Below are 18,110 nucleotides of genomic sequence, written 5' to 3'. Positions count from 1 at the left end.
AAATCCCCTTTGTGTATTAGTCCATGTTTTTAATAAGTTCGTTACCAAATTCTGAACATTTAACCTCTGTTGCACCATCCATCAAGCGAGCAAAATCATAGGTTACCACTTTAGAAGCAATTGTTTTATCCATTGCATTTGTAATAAGATCAGCTGCTTCTCTCCATCCTAAATGCTCTAACATAAGAACAGCTGATAAAATAACAGATGACGGATTTACTTTATCTAACCCTGCATATTTAGGAGCTGTACCATGAGTAGCTTCAAAAATAGCATGACCTGTATCGTAATTAATATTAGCGCCTGGTGCTATACCAATTCCACCTACTTGTGCAGCAAGTGCATCTGAAATGTAGTCCCCATTTAAGTTCATTGTCGCTACAACATCAAACTCATTTGGACGAGTAAGAATTTGTTGTAGGAAAATATCAGCGATTGCATCTTTAACTAAAATTTTACCAGCTGCTAATGCATCATCTTGCGCTTTGTTAGCTGCATCTTTTCCTTCTTTTTCAACAATACGATCATACTCTGCCCATGTAAATACTTTATCACCAAACTCTTCTTCTGCTACTTCATAGCCCCAAGCTTTAAATGCACCTTCTGTAAACTTCATGATGTTACCTTTATGTACTAAAGTAACACTTTTACGCCCTTCATTTAATGCGTATTGAATACTTGAGCGTACAAGTCGTTTTGTACCTTCTTCAGAAACTGGTTTTACTCCAATACCAGAAGTTTCCGGGAATCGGATATTAGAAACGTTCATTTCATTTTTTAGAAACTTAATCACTTTCTTAACTTCATCCGAGCCTTTTTGCCATTCAATTCCAGCGTAGATGTCCTCCGTATTTTCACGGAAAATTACCATGTCCACATCTTCTGGACGTTTAACTGGTGACGGAACACCTTCAAAATAACGAACTGGGCGTAAGCAAGTAAATAGATCTAATTCTTGACGAAGCGCTACATTAAGAGAACGAATTCCTCCACCAATCGGTGTTGTAAGCGGACCTTTAATCGCAATCTTATATTCATTAATTTTATCAAGTGTATCCTTTGGTAACCACTCACCTGTTTTGTCATAGGCTTTTTGACCAGCATAAACTTCTAACCATTCAATTTTTTTCGTTCCATTGTAAGCTTTCTCAACCGCAGCTTCAATTACTTTACTAGCAGCAGCCCAAATATCCGGACCAGTACCATCCCCTTCAATAAACGGTACAATCGGTGTATCTGGAACATTCATTTTTCCATTTTCTACAATAATTTTTTCCCCTTGTGTCATAGCAATCGTTACCTCCTATAATTCATTCTGCATCTATAGTTTAGCAAAGATTTACTTATGTGAAAATCTTTGCTTGCTACCAAACTAGTAGTGATGTTGTTTCTTTCCCCTCATAACGGCATAAAGATTACGCTAATAAACACGATATTAGCGTTTGTCTATAGCTACATATTCGGGCGATTTTGGACCAATGTAATCAGCACGAGGGCGAATTAATCGGTTATTATCGTATTGTTCAAGAATATGAGCTAACCATCCCGAAACACGGCTTATGGCAAATATCGGTGTAAATAAGTCGTGGTCTATTCCCAAGCTGTGGTATACAGAAGCCGAATAGAAATCTACGTTTGCAGGAAGCCCTTTATGCTCTTTAATGTAATCTTCAATTTTAACGGACATATTATACCATTTCGGTTGACCAGTTAATTCTGTGAGCTGTCTTGACATTTCTTTTAAAAACTTGGCACGTGGATCACCATTACGATAAACGCGGTGTCCCATACCCATGATTTTCTCTTTGCTTTCTAGTTTTTTCTTAATATATGGTATAGCATTTTCCTCTTCGCCAATTTCTGTTAGCATTTTCATAACACCTTCATTGGCTCCCCCATGAAGTGGGCCTTTTAAAGCACCTATTGCAGCAGTAACGCCTGAGTAGATATCAGATAACGTTGCCACACATACACGAGCAGTAAATGTGGAAGCATTCAATTCATGATCTGCATGAAGTACGAATGCTTTATTAATTGCTTCTACTTCGACATCTTTTGGTTCTACACCGTTAAGCATATACAAGAAGTTCTCGGAGTAACTATATTCTTTTTTTGGCTTAATAGGGTCTTTACCCTGACGAATTCTTGCAAAAGCAGTAACAATTGTAGAGATTTTCGCTTGTATACGGATTGCTTTCTTCTTATTGACTTCCCTCTCCATGACATCTGCCTCTTCATCATAAAGCCCTAATAAAGAAATAGCAGTTCGCAGCGCTGCCATTGGGTGAACAGAAGAAAGATCATAGGATCGTAGATGATTAAGTACTGCATCAGGCAATTCCATATTTGCAGCAAGCTCTTTTTTCATAGCATCTAATTCAGCTTTTGTTGGAAGTTTTTGATTCCATAACAGGTAAATGATCTCTTCAAAGCTCGAATTCTCGGCTAAATCATCAATCTTATATCCAACATATGTCAGCTGGTCATCTATGATAGAACTAATTGACGATTGAGTTGCTACAACTCCTTCAAGGCCTTTCGTTGTTGCTGTCATAACAAACCCTCTCCTTTATTAATTATTCAGGATATTATCTTTTTTTCGACAATATTCTTACAAAATTATAATTATCCCCATGGATAATTATAAAGTATTATGAATCTAATGTGAATTGAAACCGATTAATTTTACCAATAAATTTTACAAGAACCACGTATTTCTTGCAAAAAATGGATTTACTTCAATAAATATTCCCCATTAAATTCATATAAAGTGAAGCTTCAATCCTTAGGGTTTTGTTTATCCCCCAAGGATGTTAGTACCACAAGAGGTATGACCTAAAGGCCTTTGAACCACTCGGACATTTACTGGCAGTCGATTTCCACTTACATATCGCTTGATTGCTTAAAGTCAAGGTTTCACTTTCAGTTATATGTAGAAAAAAAGAAAACCAACGCTCGTTTGTACAATGAACATCGACTTTACTAATTTATACGTCTATTCTTCATTAAAATTTCATATGTAATTAAAAGAAGCTATTAGAATTCTATAAAAATGAGGTTACATTATGTACAAGCCAATTTTATTTCAAACATTACGTTTTTTTATTGTTGCTATCGTCTTCATTGTTTTGTGCATCGTTGTTACGAAAAGCTTTGCATATTTATACCCTTTAGTGATTGCAATACTTCTATCAGCTCTAATAAATCCAGTAGTATCAATCCTTGAAAGAAAGCTGAAATTCCCTAGAATGCTAGCAGTTACCTTTATCATGATTATAATCATTGCCACTCTAGGGGGTATTCTACTATTCATTTTTTCCGAGCTATTACAAGGCACACAATTTTTAGCAGATGAGATACCACAGCATTTCCAAACAATTAGTCTCTTCGTAACAGATTTTATTAATAACACCATCATACCATTATATCAGAAAATTATTTCTTATGTTCGCATGTTAGACACTTCTCAACAATTAGCGATCAGTGAAAATATAAAACAGTTTGTTACTAATCTTACTGCAAGCGGAACCACTTTTGTACAAGATCTACTCTTCAAGATACCAGCTTTCATTACTAGCTTACCTAGTTCTATCACTGTCATTCTCTTTATTCTTCTTGCGGTTTTTTTAATTACAAATGATTATGACAGCCTAAAGCATCTTTTAAAGAATTTGAGTCCAAGCTTCGCCAAGCAACCAATGGCTAATATCGCGAGACATTTAAAAAGAACAATATCTGGATATATCAAAGCTCAATGTATTCTTGTATTGATAACTGCTTTACTCGTTTATGTTGGTTTATTACTATTAAACATCGAACATGCTTTTACAATTGCACTCTACTCGGCAATGATGGACATCCTCCCATATATTGGCTCGGGAATTATCTTTATTCCTTGGATGGTCTACGTATTCCTAATTGGTAATTATTCTATGACTATTAGTTTAGCTATTCTATATGGTTTAATTATTATTATTCGTCAGTTTATTGAGCCAAAAATACTTGCTTCAAGTATGGGACTTCACCCTTTAGCAGCATTAATTACATTGTTTGTAGGTATACAGCTTTGGGGCGTAGTTGGATTTATACTAGCGCCTGTCTTCTTGATCATCATAAATGCATTACATCAAGCAGGTACATTTCAAGAAATTTTGCAGTTTATTAAAGGCTAATATTACCATCTACGGTAGATTATCTTTCGATTTGTAATCCATCGTTTTATAAATTGCTCTATCTTTTTCCTAAACGGTCTCCGTGTTGTTGGGATTACTAACATAAACCCAATAAAATCTGATATAAAACCTGGCGTTACTAATAAAACAGCACCAATTAAAATACAGATGCCATCAATAATGTAGCCAGTAGGCGCTTCTCCTTTTTGCATAGAAAGTTGTGCGCGCTTCCATGTTTCAATACCCTGTTGCTTCGCTAATAAAAACCCTACTGCACCAGTTAGTAATATTAATAGAACAACCCACCATGCGCCTATCATACCACCAACCCATATAAATACACCTATCTCTAACGCGGATAATAAAAACGCTATCAACAAAAACCAACGCATAGATTTAGCTCCCTCTACAAAGTATTGTCATAATATGATACGAATTAAAGAAAAAAGTAAACAGTGAAAAAGGATTATCGTCCTTTTTCACTGTTTCTTCGTTAAAGGACTCTTGTATGTCCTTGATAAATATCACCTTTTGCGCCATCAATTGTAATATCTTCTGCATTTTTGATAACATCAAATACGTTTTTAACACCTACAACAACCGGAATACCAAGGCTTAAACCAACAACCGCCGCATGAGAAGTTAAGCCACCTTCTTCTGTTATGATGCCACTGGCTTTTTCAATTGCTGGCATCATTTCTCTGTCTGTACCATATGTTACTAAAATATCTCCTTCTTGTACTTGCCTCACTGCTTCTTCAGCAGATTTCACAACGACTGCTTTGCCATATGCACTTTTTCTCCCAATTCCTTGTCCCTTTGCGATAACGTCACCTATCACGTGTACCTTCATCAGATTTGTTGTACCACTCTCACCAACGGGAACTCCAGCTGTAATGATTACTCTATTCCCGTGTTCAACAATCCCTGATTGCAATCCACGCTCAACTGCGACATCGAGCATTTCGTCCGTTGAATTTGCTCGATCACCCATTACTGCATGAATTCCCCAGACCAATGCTAGTTGACGATTTACCCTTTCTGAGAAGGTTACTGCCAATATTGGTACCTGTGGACGATATTTGGAAATCATGCGTGCGGTATGCCCACTCTCTGTTGGTGTAATAATGGAACTAACAGACAAATTCATTGCCGTATGCGTAACCGACTGACTAATAGCATCTGTGATTGTCATATCAACGTGTTTGGATCGATCTCGTAAAATAGAATGATGATCTAAACCAGTTTCTGCTTTTATTGCAATATTGCTCATTGTTTGTACCGATTCAACTGGATAATCACCAGCAGCGGTTTCTCCTGATAGCATAATTGCGTCCGTACCATCGAATATAGCATTTGCAACATCAGATGCCTCTGCTCTTGTGGGACGTGGATTTCGTTGCATAGAATCTAACATTTGCGTTGCTGTAATCACTGGTTTACCTGCTGTATTACATTGTTTAATTAATTTTTTCTGTACTAACGGCACATCTTCAGCAGGAATTTCTACTCCCAAATCTCCACGTGCAACCATTAGTCCATCGCTCACTTCAAGAATACTGTCGATATTATCAACACCTTCTTGATTTTCAATTTTAGGGATAATTTGTATATGTGTAGCATGATGTTTTTCTAAAAGCTCTTTAATTTCTAATATATCAGATGGACGTCTGACAAATGATGCGGCAATGAAATCGACATTTTGTTCAATACCGAACTCAATATCCTTAGCATCCTTTTCAGTAATGCCTGGAAGGTTTACGGATACATTTGGCACGTTTACCCCTTTTTTATTTTTTATTAGTCCAGAATTTAAGGCTGTCGTCTTTAATTCTTGGTTCGCTTTATCAACATCGGTAACCTCTAGTTCAATAAGACCGTCATCTAATAGTATCTTAGAACCTTCGTGTACATCATTTATTAATCCCGGATACGTAATAGAAAAACGCTCAGCAGTACCTTCAACTTCTTTCATGGAAACATATACATCATTACCTTGAACAAGCTCTGCCTTTCCATCTTTAAAGTTCCCTGTACGAATTTCTGGCCCTTTTGTATCTAATAGTATACCTACTGTTTTCCCTGTTTTTTCGGCAGCCTTACGAATATTACGTATACGAGCACCATGCTCTTCAAAATCACCATGCGAAAAGTTTAACCTAGCAACATTCATACCTGCTTCAATCAGTTTTTCTAATTTGTCGATTGATTCCGAAGCGGGTCCAATCGTACATACAATCTTTGTATTTCTCATTTCTTGCTTCCTCCTTAGCTAATACCAATAAAATAACACTTATTTAAAAGAATTCATTCCCTTAGAGAAACGGTGTTAACGGCAGTTCTTTTATCGTCTATACGTCAATAAAAACATGTTGAGTGAAAATAAATTACAATTCGTTACCATCCGAAAAAACAGCTAAACTATATAGATAATTCTTGTGACAGCTTGTACATCTCATCATTAATGGTATGTTCTTCGTTCAATGTCGTAATGATGTCATGATCTACTAAAGAATTATTTTTAATTCCTACCATTCTTCCAGCTTTTCCTTGCAGCAACAGATCTACCGCTTTTGCTCCTAGTCTGCTAGCTAAGACTCGATCTGAAGCAGTTGGTGATCCGCCACGCTGAATATGTCCCAATACGGTAACACGCGTATCAAGATCTGTTGCTTTTTCAATACGTTTACCATACTCAAAACCACTTCCAACACCTTCAGCGAGCACAATTATACTATGCTTCTTACCACGCTTATGCCCACGCCTTAGCTTTTCTATAACCATATTAAAATCTTCTTGTTTTTCAGGGATAAGAATACTCTCGGCACCATCTGCTAAGCCAGCCCAGAGTGCAAGATCTCCTGCATCTCTTCCCATCACTTCTATAATATATGTTCGTTCATGCGAAGTAGCTGTATCACGTATCTTATCAATCGCCTCGATGACAGTATTAAGTGCTGTATCGAAACCAATGGTAAAATCAGTTCCAGCAATGTCATTATCAATGGTTCCTGGCACACCTATACAAGGATAGCCTTTTTCGGTTAGTTTTTGAGCACCACGAAAACTACCGTCACCGCCTATAATGATTAATCCTTCAATTCCAAATTTCTCCAACTGCTTAATACCTTTTTGTTGCCCTTCCTCTGTTTTAAATTCTTGACTTCTTGCAGAATAAAGAATCGTACCACCACGATGAATAATATCACCTACTGAACCAATTTCCATTCGTTCAATATTACCTTCCATTAATCCTTGATAGCCATATTTAATACCGTAAACCTCTATATTATGATAAATGGCTTTTCGTACTACTGCTCGAATGGCTGCATTCATTCCTGGAGCATCTCCACCACTAGTCAATACACCAATTTTTTTCATAAATACAATTCACCTCTAGTCGAACTTTTTATCTATGTTTAATAATACCCTCTCTTAAAGATAATTGGAATTTAGTAAAATAGCAATTGAAAGCATGTAGAACATAGAGAATTTCATCAAAAACACGAAGATGAGGTTGACATAAAATGTCAACCTCTAAAAATAATGTACGCGCCTGATATGCTTAACACTTTACAAACTGCCTTGCAATCTTTAAAAGAAGAAAGAACAGCACTTGAGTTATAACAGATTATAATCACCGATCTGTTTATATTTTTGCCATCTATTCTCAAGCAATGTGTCTGCAGAGCATTTACTTAACGTATGCAACGATTGCTCTAATACCTCATCCAAATAAGCCGCTTGTTGGTCTAAATCTCGATGTGCTCCACCTTTAGGCTCAGGTACTATCTTATCAATCACTTGCAATTTCTTCAAATCATATGCGGTAATTTTCATTGATTCAGCTGCACGCTGAGCATATGCCGAATCTTTCCACAGGATGGATGCAGCTCCCTCCGGAGATATAACAGAGTACGTACTGTTTTCCAGCATATGTATCTCATCACCAACTCCTAAGGCAAGGGCACCACCGCTGCCTCCTTCGCCAATAACCACACATACGATGGGGACTCTTAAGCCTGCCATTTCCATTAGATTACGGGCTATCGCCTCACTTTGGCCTCTTTCTTCAGCAGCTTTTCCTGGATATGCACCCTTTGTATCTATAAAACAAATGATTGGTCGTCCGAACTTCTCTGCCTGCTTCATATGTCTTAATGCCTTACGGTAGCCTTCTGGATGTGGCATACCGAAATTTCTTCGTAAATTTTCTTTTGTATCTTTCCCACGTTGATGCCCTATAACAGTAACTGGATTATCTTTATAATATGCTATTCCAGCAATTATTGCCTCATCATCACCAAATAACCGATCTCCATGAAATTCAATAAAATCGGTGAACAGTTTATGAACATAGTCTAATGTAGTCGGACGCTCTGAATGTCTTGCAAGTTGGACTCGATCCCAGGGTTTTAAGTTTCCGTAAATATCATTTTCTAATACAGCTAGCCTTTTCTCTAATGTTGTAATTTCATCCGATAAATCAATCTCACTATCCTGTGTAAATCGCTTAAGTTCAGAGATTTTCTCTTTTAAATCAACGATGGGTTTCTCAAATTCTAAAACTTGTTTCACGCTTCTTCCCCACCTTTCTGATGAAACTTAAGCAACTTTGATAATAGTTCCTGCATTTCTTGACGGTGAACAACCTTATCGAGTTGTCCATGCTTTAATTGAAACTCAGCAGTCTGAAAATCTTCTGGTAATTTTTCCCTAATTGTTTGTTCAATAATTCGTCTACCTGCAAATCCGATTAACGCTCCAGGTTCTGCGATATTATAATCACCTATTGATGCAAAACTTGCAGATACTCCGCCAGTTGTAGGATGCGTCATGACAGAAACCATAAACCCACCTGCATCGCTAAAACGTTTCACGGCAATAGAAGTCTTTGTCATTTGCATTAAGCTTAATAAACCTTCCTGCATCCTCGCTCCACCAGATGCAGTAAATATAATAAAGGGCAGTCCTTCATTCTTTGCGTTTTCTAATGCTCTTGCAATTTTTTCACCGATTACAGATCCCATACTTCCCATTCGAAAAGTCGAATCCATGACAGCAAACGCTGTAGCTTGTCCTTCAATTGTACCTTTTCCTGTAACGACACCCTCATTTAAACCTGTTTTTTTACGATCTTTTACCACTTTTTCTTCATAACCAGGAAACTGAAGTGGGTTACTCGTAATAAGATCATTATCCCATTCTTCAAAGCTGTTTTCATCAAATAATGTATCGATACGATCCCAAGCTTGTAAGGGGTGATGATACCCACAATTTGGACAAACTTGTAAATTCTTATTCATTTCTTTTCGATAATATATTTTATGACATCCGTTACATTTTTGCATTAGCCCTTCTGGAACATCTGCTTTTGCTTGTTCGCTAGGAATGGATGCGTATTTTCTTCGCTTGCCAAAAAAATCCTTAAGCAAGGCAATTCCTCCTTTTTTCAACAAAACCATGGCATACGAGCAACAAAGCCTGGTGCCTTAAAGACAGCAAGAATGAAACCCTATAATATATAGTATAGCGAACTCAAATTAAAAAAATTGTCATAATCCGCCGTCTAAAAACCTTTATTTATCAGCTAAAGCGTCGAATAACGTTTCAATCGAATTAAAATCTCGTTCAACGTACAGCTGAATGAGTTCTTGATAAAATATGGAACTCGTATAAACATCCTCTACGGTGATAGCAAATTCATACATTAAACGCCATACCTTCGTAAATAACAAATTATCTGTTCTTTCAAAGATATAACTAAAAAAAGCAGCGTGCCTATCGTTTGGCTTTCGTTCATCACTAGTTATAATCGTTTTCAACGCTTTGATTTCTGTTTCATGTATCCTATCAAAAGCAAGTTTTGCTGCCTCTTTTTCTAATATTCGAATAGTAAGTAATAATTCAACCTTTATTTGATCTCCTTGTAATATAAAAGAAGAGAGCAATTCAACCGTCTGATAAGAACGATAAGCACTTAAATAAGTACCCTCACCATGCCGTGTCTCAATTAAACCTAGTAGTTCCATTGCGCGTAATGCCTCACGTATGGAAGACCTTCCGGCTTGGAGCTTTTCAGCAAGCTCTCTTTCCGAAGGAAGCTTGTCTCCTGGTTGTAAATTATTACTATTAATAAAGTGTCGAATCTCGGTTAATACACCGTGATATACTTTTTGTTTTGATGGCATGGACACAGCCATGACTCACTCCTTTTAACACATCATTTTTCATCAATCTGTGTTAATCTTCTCGTTTTCTCCGCTACGTCTTCTGGATCAACTTCTATTCTAGCCACACCTGATTCCATTGCGGCAAGTGCGACACTTTTGGCGACGATAGGCGCAACTCTAGCATCAAATGGAGCAGGAATTACATAGTCCTCATTTAACTCACTTTCTGAAATTAGCGAAGCAATAGCATTTGCTGCTGCAACCTTCATACGTTCGTTAATTCTAGTAGCTCGGACATCCAATGCACCACGAAAGATCCCAGGAAAGGCAAGTACATTATTAACTTGGTTCGGAAAGTCAGAACGGCCAGTCCCAATCACCTTTGCGCCAGCTTCCTTAGCCAACTCCGGCATGATTTCAGGATCAGGGTTTGCCATCGCAAATATAATCGAATCATCATTCATTTTCTCTACCATTTCCTTCGTTAGTGCACCACCTACGGATACACCAATAAATACGTCAGCACCATCAAGCATTTCTTCAAGACTACCTTCTTTTTTAGCCTGATTCGTATATTTTGCCACTTTTTCTTTCACGTCGTTCATACCATATGAACGTCCCTCAAATATGGCACCTCTAGAGTCACACATAACCATATCACGTACGCCAAAGCTATATAATAATTTAATAATTGCAATCCCAGCTGCTCCAGCTCCGTTTGCTACAACTTTAATATCCGAAAAAGACTTACCGACTAATTTAAGTGCATTGATTAATCCTGCAACAGTTACAATAGCAGTCCCATGCTGATCATCGTGGAATATAGGTATATTTGTTTCCTTTTTAAGACGCTCTTCAATGATAAAACAATTTGGTGCTGCTATATCCTCTAGATTCACTCCACCAAATGTAGGCTCCATCAGCTTTACAGCATTTACAATTTCTTCTACATTTTGGGTAGCCAAGCAAATAGGAAAGGAATCTACACCAGCAAAGCTTTTAAATAAGACAGACTTCCCTTCCATTACTGGAAGTGCTGCCTCTGGCCCAATATTTCCAAGTCCTAACACCGCTGAGCCATCACTGACAACCGCAACCATATTCCCCTTCATTGTATAATCATAAACCGTTTCCTTATGGTCATGAATTTCCTTACAAGGTTCAGCTACTCCAGGAGAATATGCTAGACTCAACTCCTTTGCATTGGTAACTGGTATCTTTGATTGTGTCGTTAGTTTACCTTTATTTACTTTATGCAAGTGCAACGCTTTATCTCTTAAGCTTGCCATCTTTACTAATCGCTCCCTTTCGCAGAAAAAATACTAATTACCTTCGATGCTTATAGTGGTCTGACCACCCTTAACCTCTCCATTATAACAGATGGTTCGTGTCTGTAAAGTAATGATTATTGTTTGTCTGAATCGAACACAACAGATTCTTTTCCAAAGTATGTTTCCAAGTTTTTGATGCTTTCTCTATTTGGATGAATGAAATATTCCTCAGAAAGCTGATATGTCCTTCTTGTATCTTCCTGAAAAATAATGATTGGCGTATTACCAGGGTTATGATTCGCTATTTGCTTGATCTTTTTTAATTCCGACTCACTACTATTCCCAGAAATTTTTATAAACAGCCTACCTGTTGTTAATTTGTATAGCACCTCCTCCGATAACAGCTCTACTGATGAGAGTAACCATTGTATTCGTTGATTTCGAGATTCTATTTTCCCTTCCATAATAACAAGCAACTCTTCCTTCAACCACCGATTAATTTGACGATATAAATCTGGGAAGACCACTGCCTCCATTTCACCTGTTTCATCTCCTAATGTAAGAAAAGCCATTGGGTCTCCACGCTTTGTCCGAATCGTTTTAATTTGTTGAATAACAGCCGCACTCTTTACGTTTCTTTTTCCAATTAACTTACGTGCATGTGCTAGCCTTATATAGCCACTTCGCTGTAACTGTTTTCTGTACGAAGTTAATGGATGATCAGAGACATAGATACCTAGTAATTCTTTTTCATCTGCTAGCTTTTTTATTTGCGTAAAGTCTTCAATTAGTACATACTCACCTTCTAATTCTATTTGATCATCGAATAAACGAGGCTGTCCTTGAAACTCTTTAAAGAGCTCACCTTGTTCTATTGCTTGATCAATAGTTGCCATCAAGCTAGCTCGGTTGCCATGGAATTCATCCATTGCGCCTGACATAACCAAAAGTTCAATTGTTTGTCTGTTCACTGTCTTTAATGAAATACGTAAACAAAAATCAAAAAGATTCTTAAATGGACGTTCTTTGCGGGCTTGGACAATCTCATGTACTACTTGCTTCCCAATACCTTTGATTTGAAGAAGGCCTATGCGAATACAATCCCCTTCTACCGAATAACGCCCGTAGCTTTTATTGATAGATGGTGGTAACAGCGTTAATTGTAACTCCTTCATTTCCCTTACATACGTTTGTAGTTTGTCATGTTGATTAACGGAAGAGCTTAAGAGTTCAGCAAAAAAAGCAGCAGGAAAATGTGTTTTTAAATAAGCTAATTGATAAGTTATTTTACTATATGCTACTGCATGACTGCGATTAAATCCATAATTAGAAAATTTAACAATCCAAGCGAATAGCTCTTCAGCAACAGATAGATCATAGCCATTTCCAATACAGCCATCAATGAATTTCCCTTTTTGTTCCTCCATTACCGCTTCCTGTTTTTTACTTACTGCTCTACGTAATATATCAGCTTCCCCTAGAGAAAAACCAGCAATCTTACTAGCAATTTGCATAATTTGCTCTTGATAAACAAGGACTCCGTAAGTTTTAACCAAAATGGAAGCAAGATCAGGATGTGGATAAACAATAGCTTCTTGCTGATGTTTTCGTTTTATATATGTCGGAATATATTCCATCGGACCAGGCCGATATAGTGCGTTAACAGCTACGATATCCTCAAATGTTGATGGTTGTAATTCGCGAAGTACTTGTTTCATCCCTTGGGATTCAAGCTGAAATACACCATTGGTTTTCCCCTCTTTAAGCAAAGCAAATGTTTCCTGATCATCAGCAGGGATTTCGTTCAGATGAATTGTTTTATTTTTCGAGTAATTTATCGTTCTATTAACACGCTCCATTAATGTTAAATTTCGTAGCCCTAGTAAATCAATTTTTAATAATCCTATATCCTCTAAATCATTCATTGGAAATTGAGTTAGCCAGATATCTGACCCGCTTGTTGCTAAAGGAATATACTCTACAAGCGGATCCTGTGTTATGACAATTCCAGCAGCATGTGTCGAAATATGCCTAGGAATTCCCTCTAATGTTGTTGCAACGGTAAACAGCACTTTTAATTGTTCAGATCCCTTTACATACTCTTTTAATTCCTTTGATTCGTTAACAATGTGAACAATACCTTTCTTTGACTGAACTGGAATATGTCGCAAAATGAAGGATGCATCCTGTTGATTGATATCCATTGTCTTTATGAGCTCCCTCAGCAATGAACGAGCTGCATAGGTTCCAAATGTTATGATCTGAGCCACATGATCATGCCCGTATTTCTCACGAATGTACATCAACACTTCGTCGCGTCTAGTATCAGAAAAATCTATATCGATATCCGGCATGGTCATGCGCTCTGGATTTAGAAAACGTTCAAATAGAAGGTCATATTCTATCGGATCTATCTCCGTAATCCCCAGAATATAAGCGACTAATGAGCCTGCAGCAGATCCCCTACCTGGTCCAACAAAAATATTATTTTGTTTAGCGAAACGAATGAAATCTGCCACAATAAGAAAATAATCACTAAACTGCATAGATTCAATGACACGTAGTTCATAGGTTAACCGACTACGTAGTTCATCTGTTAGCAAGGTATATTTAGAGTTTACTGCCTTCCAGCATAACTTTTCTAAAAACTCATGTGCATCCTCATTCCCATTTGGAAGTGGAAAAGATGGAAGATGACGTTGATTAAATTGAAAGTTAACGTCACATTTGGCTTTTATGTTTTCCGTTTCTGTCAATACTTCTGGCCAGGAAATAAATATATGATCCATCTCTACTTTAGAACGAAGATGATGATGCTGAAGATGCGTACTTATTTGTTTTCCATTCCACTTTTCATTCATTTTCATCGCTTGTAAGCAATCAAAGGCAATGGCTTCTTTCTCCTCTAAATAGCGAACATCATTTAATGCAACTACAGGAATGGAGTATTGATCCTTGAACTCCATTCCTTTTTGAATCAGTACCGTGTCTATTTCAGTGCGACTAGCTTCGATGCCAAGATAGAAATCTCCTTGCTTAAACAAGTTCATAAATCCTGATAAAAGTGTATGAATATCCTCATATAGGTTTGATGATAGTATTTTTGCTATAGAGGAATGATTAATCGAAAGAATACCAACGCAGTCCGCCACATAAGGAGATAGCTCATTTATAGTAATACCTCCTTCTCCATTTTTCTGAATGTGTGTACTTAGCTTAGCTAAGTTCTGATAACCGTGATTATTTTTAGCTAATAATGTTACTTGTTCTTTATCATTATTTTTCTCGCCTCTCACTGTGATAATCATCCCTATGATAGGCTTGATCCCATACGCTTTGCATTGCCTATAAAAATCAATTGCTCCGTACAGCACCTGATAATCCGTAAGTGCTAAAGCATCATACTCTAACTCAATAGCTTTTTTCACTAATTTTTCGATTGTAATCGTACTGTCCAGCAAACTATAGCTGCTACGTACTTGTAAATGTGTAAACGACATCGTATCCCGTCCTTTAAAATCTCTACTTCTTATTATACCAATCTAGATAGAACATGCATACGGAAAAGCTGATTCAAAAGCATAACCTGTCCTTATTAATCATACAATGGAACTAACATGGCTCACGAGGAGTGCGTTCTTATGGAAGAACGATTTTTTGAGACGTTTATACATTGTTACTTTATTGCTTTTGGTGTCATAATTGGTGGATCAATTATTGGAAGTATCGGTGCATTTGTCACTGGAGATGCACCAATATATGATATTGGTCGAATTGCTAACCGTTTACGTATTTGGGCAATAGTAGCTGCGATTGGTGGAACCTTTGATGCAATTGCGAATTTTGAAAAGGGTATCTATGATGGATCAACCATGGATTTAGTAAAACAGGCATTATTTATTCTTTCCGCAATGGGTGGCGTGAAAACAGCGATACTTTTGTTAAATTGGCTTATTCAGGAGGAAATTAATTGATGCATATCCCTCCTTATCATAAAAAAGTAACTTGGCAGCGTTTTTTTGTTGGTGTAATGATCGGTGGTGTAATTGCCTACTGTACCCTTCTTTATATGTATGGATCGATGTATGAATCATTACTTGAGGAAAACAATCAATTTCGCAGTAAAATAAATGATTTACAAAATCAAAACGAATCCTTATTAGAAGATAACGATGAGTTAAGCGAAAAATCGCAGAAGGCGGTAACTATTGAGTCCGTATCGTTAACCATTGAAAATACAGATGAGTTGCCTTTGGATCGACTTATTATTGATAATTTAGAAGAGATGGTAAAAACCGAGTTAAAACATATTTACGGAAAGGATCTTTCTCTTATCGCAGAAAGTGAAAAATTACTTGTATCCACCATTGAAAACAAAGCCTATACTGTAGACGAGTTTACCTACAACTTTACAATAACAAAGCTAGTTATATCCAAACATATTAAAATAACCGTTAAAGCAGATCTTGCTAACTAATGTGAACGTTTTATGAAATATTTGAAAATTTATGGTAATATCGTTATTTTTTGTTTAAAATAAAAATAAGAAAAGAACATTTGCGATTAACTTTCATATACTGCTTAAGATGAAAGGAGTGGATTTTCATGTTGGTAATGAATCATAGACGGATGCGCGATGAAAAAATAGCTCGACTAAAAGAGGGCCATTCCGCTTATGCTGAATCACATGAGCTCATTCGCTTAATAAAACGTGATATTGAGAAGGAACACTTGGACGTCATTTATGACAACACAAATTCAGGTTGCTGGTTTATCCCGAACTCCAATAGAAAAAGTAGTTAGTTACTTACGATGAATAAACGAGCCGCTACTTTCGGCTCGTTTTTTATGCGTTATTATATGTTACACATATTTCATCTAATTCACGTACTAGTCTATCCGCTTCCTCCCACGTACTTACAGAAGCGCCCGATGCCATGGGATGACCTCCACCATTAAATTTAGCGGCTAACTCATTAATAACAGGTCCCTTCGACCGCAAGCGAACTCGGATAATCTCATCCTCTTCAATAAATATTACCCATGCACAAATTCCTTCAACATCTCCTAAAGCTGTTACCAATTGACCTGTATCGGTTGGTTGTACTTGAAATTCTTCTAAAATTTGTTTTGTTAGCTTAACAGAAGACATACCTGATGGAGATAATGTAAAGTTTTGCAAAATATAGCCACGTAACTTCGCTATATTCGCTTTCACATTATATATTCCATCATATAATGCTGTGCGATCAAATGAATAGGTTACTAGTTCTGCAGCATATTGGAACGTTTTTTTCGATGTGCTCGGATATAAAAATCTACCCGTGTCTCCTACTATGCCTGCATAAAGAAGACGTGCTACTTCATGATTACATGAAAAGCCATGATTCTTTGCTTGTATAAAAAATTCATAGATCATTTCACTTGTAGAGCTAGCCCCAATATTTACCCACTGTATATCACCGTATTCATCCGTATTTGGGTGATGATCAATTTTAATCCATTTACTACCTAATTGATAACGTTCATCAGATATTCTCTCCGTATTTGCTGTGTCACATACAATAACAAGTGCGCCTCGATATTGCTCATCAGAAATAGTATCCATTCTTGCTAAAAAAGTTAATGTATCCTCTTCTTCACCAACAGCATAGACATTTTTTTCTGGAAATGAATGCTTAATAAGTGCTTTTAATCCTACTTGTGATCCAATGGCGTCTGGATCTGGGCGAACGTGTCGATGAATAATGATTGTATTATACTGTTTTATTGCTTCAATTATTTCCTGCAAAATATCACCTTTTTCGTAGCTTTTATTCTCTCATTGTAGCTAAAATTTAAGAAAAACGTTACAATTAATTTTGTGGATAATGGTAATTTAGATTAGGGGCGATTACATATGTTTATATTTTCTATATTTATTGTAATATCTATTGTACTTTATGTATATTATAAAGTTGCTATTGTAAAAAGCAAGGATGGTCTAACACAGGCATACTTCAATGCTAAATCCAGAATATGTCTTGGTAGTTTTGTGCTTTTCTTCACGGCTAATCAATATATTCTTTACCAAACAAAGCTATCATTATTTATTGGTATAGTTCTCCTCATCGTCGGAGTTCCACAGATTTATCGAGGTATAAAAGAAGTAAAACACTATCGAAATGAATGGAAAAGATTAAATCCATCCTAAACAAATAAAAGCGCAAGCGCGAATAGAAACGTAGCGACTGGAGAGAGTCAACGGAGATAAAGGAATCACGATTAGCTTTCGAGCCAATGATAACTTAGATTAGGGCGATTCATGAAGTCGCCTCGTTTCTGGGCACTGGAGCTGGACGTGGCTCAACACACCCGTATTTACCCATAGGCTCAAATTTTATAATTGACTTATAAAGCTACCGGAGTGAGTGCTTCTTATCCATTAAGCACTCCCTCCCCCAGTAGCTTTATTCCTTCAGTCCCTACTGATCAACACAAACCTCATTAACCGT

16 protein-coding genes are annotated in these 18,110 nt (G+C 36.9%); 5 read left to right on the top strand and 11 right to left on the bottom strand.

Features of this window, described 5'->3' with window-relative positions; all coding sequences use genetic code 11:
• Positions 1–16: 16 nt before the first annotated feature.
• Together icd and citZ are read right to left on the bottom strand one after the other, a co-directional pair.
• Positions 17–1,288, bottom strand: coding sequence for an NADP-dependent isocitrate dehydrogenase (gene icd / locus ABDZ84_RS07560; protein ID WP_121605477.1), 1,272 nt, complete (start codon positions 1,286–1,288; stop codon positions 17–19).
• A gap of 147 nt (positions 1,289–1,435) precedes the next feature.
• Positions 1,436–2,554, bottom strand: a complete 1,119-nt coding sequence (gene citZ / locus ABDZ84_RS07555; protein ID WP_026681419.1) for a citrate synthase — start codon at positions 2,552–2,554, stop codon at positions 1,436–1,438.
• Between the two features lie 511 nt (positions 2,555–3,065).
• Between citZ and ytvI the strand changes: the two genes are divergently transcribed.
• The gene (ytvI, locus tag ABDZ84_RS07550; RefSeq protein WP_321132875.1) at positions 3,066–4,172 is read left to right on the top strand and encodes a sporulation integral membrane protein YtvI; all 1,107 of its coding nucleotides are present in this window, start codon (positions 3,066–3,068) and stop codon (positions 4,170–4,172) included.
• Between the two features lie 2 nt (positions 4,173–4,174).
• Here ytvI and ABDZ84_RS07545 read toward each other — a convergent pair whose 3' ends face one another.
• The 8 genes from ABDZ84_RS07545 to dnaE all read right to left on the bottom strand — a co-directional run bounded on the left by ABDZ84_RS07545 (position 4,175) and on the right by dnaE (position 15,116).
• Complete coding sequence (locus ABDZ84_RS07545; RefSeq protein ID WP_205388701.1) at positions 4,175–4,564, bottom strand: FxsA family protein; 390 nt, start codon at positions 4,562–4,564, stop codon at positions 4,175–4,177.
• 101 nt (positions 4,565–4,665) lie between these two features.
• Positions 4,666–6,426, bottom strand: a complete 1,761-nt coding sequence (pyk, locus tag ABDZ84_RS07540; protein WP_026681422.1) for a pyruvate kinase — start codon at positions 6,424–6,426, stop codon at positions 4,666–4,668.
• 167 nt (positions 6,427–6,593) lie between these two features.
• Positions 6,594–7,553 carry a 6-phosphofructokinase gene (pfkA, locus tag ABDZ84_RS07535; protein ID WP_026681423.1) on the bottom strand — a complete coding sequence of 320 codons (960 nt, stop codon included), beginning with the start codon at positions 7,551–7,553 and terminating at the stop codon, positions 6,594–6,596.
• Positions 7,554–7,793: 240 nt separating this feature from the next.
• Positions 7,794–8,750, bottom strand: coding sequence for an acetyl-CoA carboxylase carboxyl transferase subunit alpha (accA, locus tag ABDZ84_RS07530; protein WP_026681424.1), 957 nt, complete (start codon positions 8,748–8,750; stop codon positions 7,794–7,796).
• Positions 8,747–9,607: an acetyl-CoA carboxylase, carboxyltransferase subunit beta gene (gene accD, locus ABDZ84_RS07525; RefSeq protein WP_026681425.1), complete on the bottom strand. Its 861-nt coding sequence runs from the start codon at positions 9,605–9,607 to the stop codon at positions 8,747–8,749. The genes accA and accD overlap by 4 nt, the downstream gene beginning before the upstream one ends.
• Positions 9,608–9,751: 144 nt before the next feature.
• The gene (locus tag ABDZ84_RS07520) at positions 9,752–10,375 is read right to left on the bottom strand and encodes a FadR/GntR family transcriptional regulator (protein ID WP_034679105.1); all 624 of its coding nucleotides are present in this window, start codon (positions 10,373–10,375) and stop codon (positions 9,752–9,754) included.
• A 20-nt stretch (positions 10,376–10,395) separates the two neighbouring features.
• Positions 10,396–11,634, bottom strand: coding sequence for an NADP-dependent malic enzyme (gene ystJ, locus ABDZ84_RS07515; protein ID WP_205388702.1), 1,239 nt, complete (start codon positions 11,632–11,634; stop codon positions 10,396–10,398).
• A 116-nt stretch (positions 11,635–11,750) separates the two neighbouring features.
• The gene (dnaE, locus tag ABDZ84_RS07510) at positions 11,751–15,116 is read right to left on the bottom strand and encodes a DNA polymerase III subunit alpha (RefSeq protein WP_026681428.1); all 3,366 of its coding nucleotides are present in this window, start codon (positions 15,114–15,116) and stop codon (positions 11,751–11,753) included.
• 141 nt (positions 15,117–15,257) lie between these two features.
• On the opposite strand from dnaE, the gene ytrH reads away from it, so the two are divergent.
• The 3 genes from ytrH to ABDZ84_RS07495 all read left to right on the top strand — a co-directional run bounded on the left by ytrH (position 15,258) and on the right by ABDZ84_RS07495 (position 16,419).
• A complete protein-coding gene (ytrH, locus tag ABDZ84_RS07505) occupies positions 15,258–15,590 on the top strand; it encodes a sporulation membrane protein YtrH (RefSeq protein WP_026681429.1) in 333 nt (110 codons plus the stop codon).
• Positions 15,590–16,093 (top strand): sporulation membrane protein YtrI, encoded by a 504-nt coding sequence (gene ytrI, locus ABDZ84_RS07500; RefSeq protein WP_026681430.1) that lies wholly within the window; start codon positions 15,590–15,592, stop codon positions 16,091–16,093. Before ytrH ends, ytrI begins: the two co-directional genes overlap by 1 nt.
• A 128-nt stretch (positions 16,094–16,221) precedes the next feature.
• The gene (locus tag ABDZ84_RS07495) at positions 16,222–16,419 is read left to right on the top strand and encodes a YtzJ family protein (protein WP_026681431.1); all 198 of its coding nucleotides are present in this window, start codon (positions 16,222–16,224) and stop codon (positions 16,417–16,419) included.
• 43 nt (positions 16,420–16,462) lie between these two features.
• Here ABDZ84_RS07495 and ABDZ84_RS07490 read toward each other — a convergent pair whose 3' ends face one another.
• Positions 16,463–17,410, bottom strand: coding sequence for a DHH family phosphoesterase (locus ABDZ84_RS07490; RefSeq protein ID WP_343780811.1), 948 nt, complete (start codon positions 17,408–17,410; stop codon positions 16,463–16,465).
• Between the two features lie 105 nt (positions 17,411–17,515).
• On the opposite strand from ABDZ84_RS07490, the gene ABDZ84_RS07485 reads away from it, so the two are divergent.
• Complete coding sequence (locus tag ABDZ84_RS07485) at positions 17,516–17,809, top strand: YtpI family protein (protein WP_026681433.1); 294 nt, start codon at positions 17,516–17,518, stop codon at positions 17,807–17,809.
• Positions 17,810–18,110: the final 301 nt, after the last annotated feature.

Origin of the sequence: Virgibacillus salarius, from assembly GCF_039521925.1 — a bacterium.
GTDB lineage: Bacteria > Bacillota > Bacilli > Bacillales > Amphibacillaceae > Virgibacillus > Virgibacillus salarius.
The sequence above is the reverse complement of the archived record's forward strand: the minus strand, read 5'-3'. Positions and strand labels throughout refer to the sequence as shown.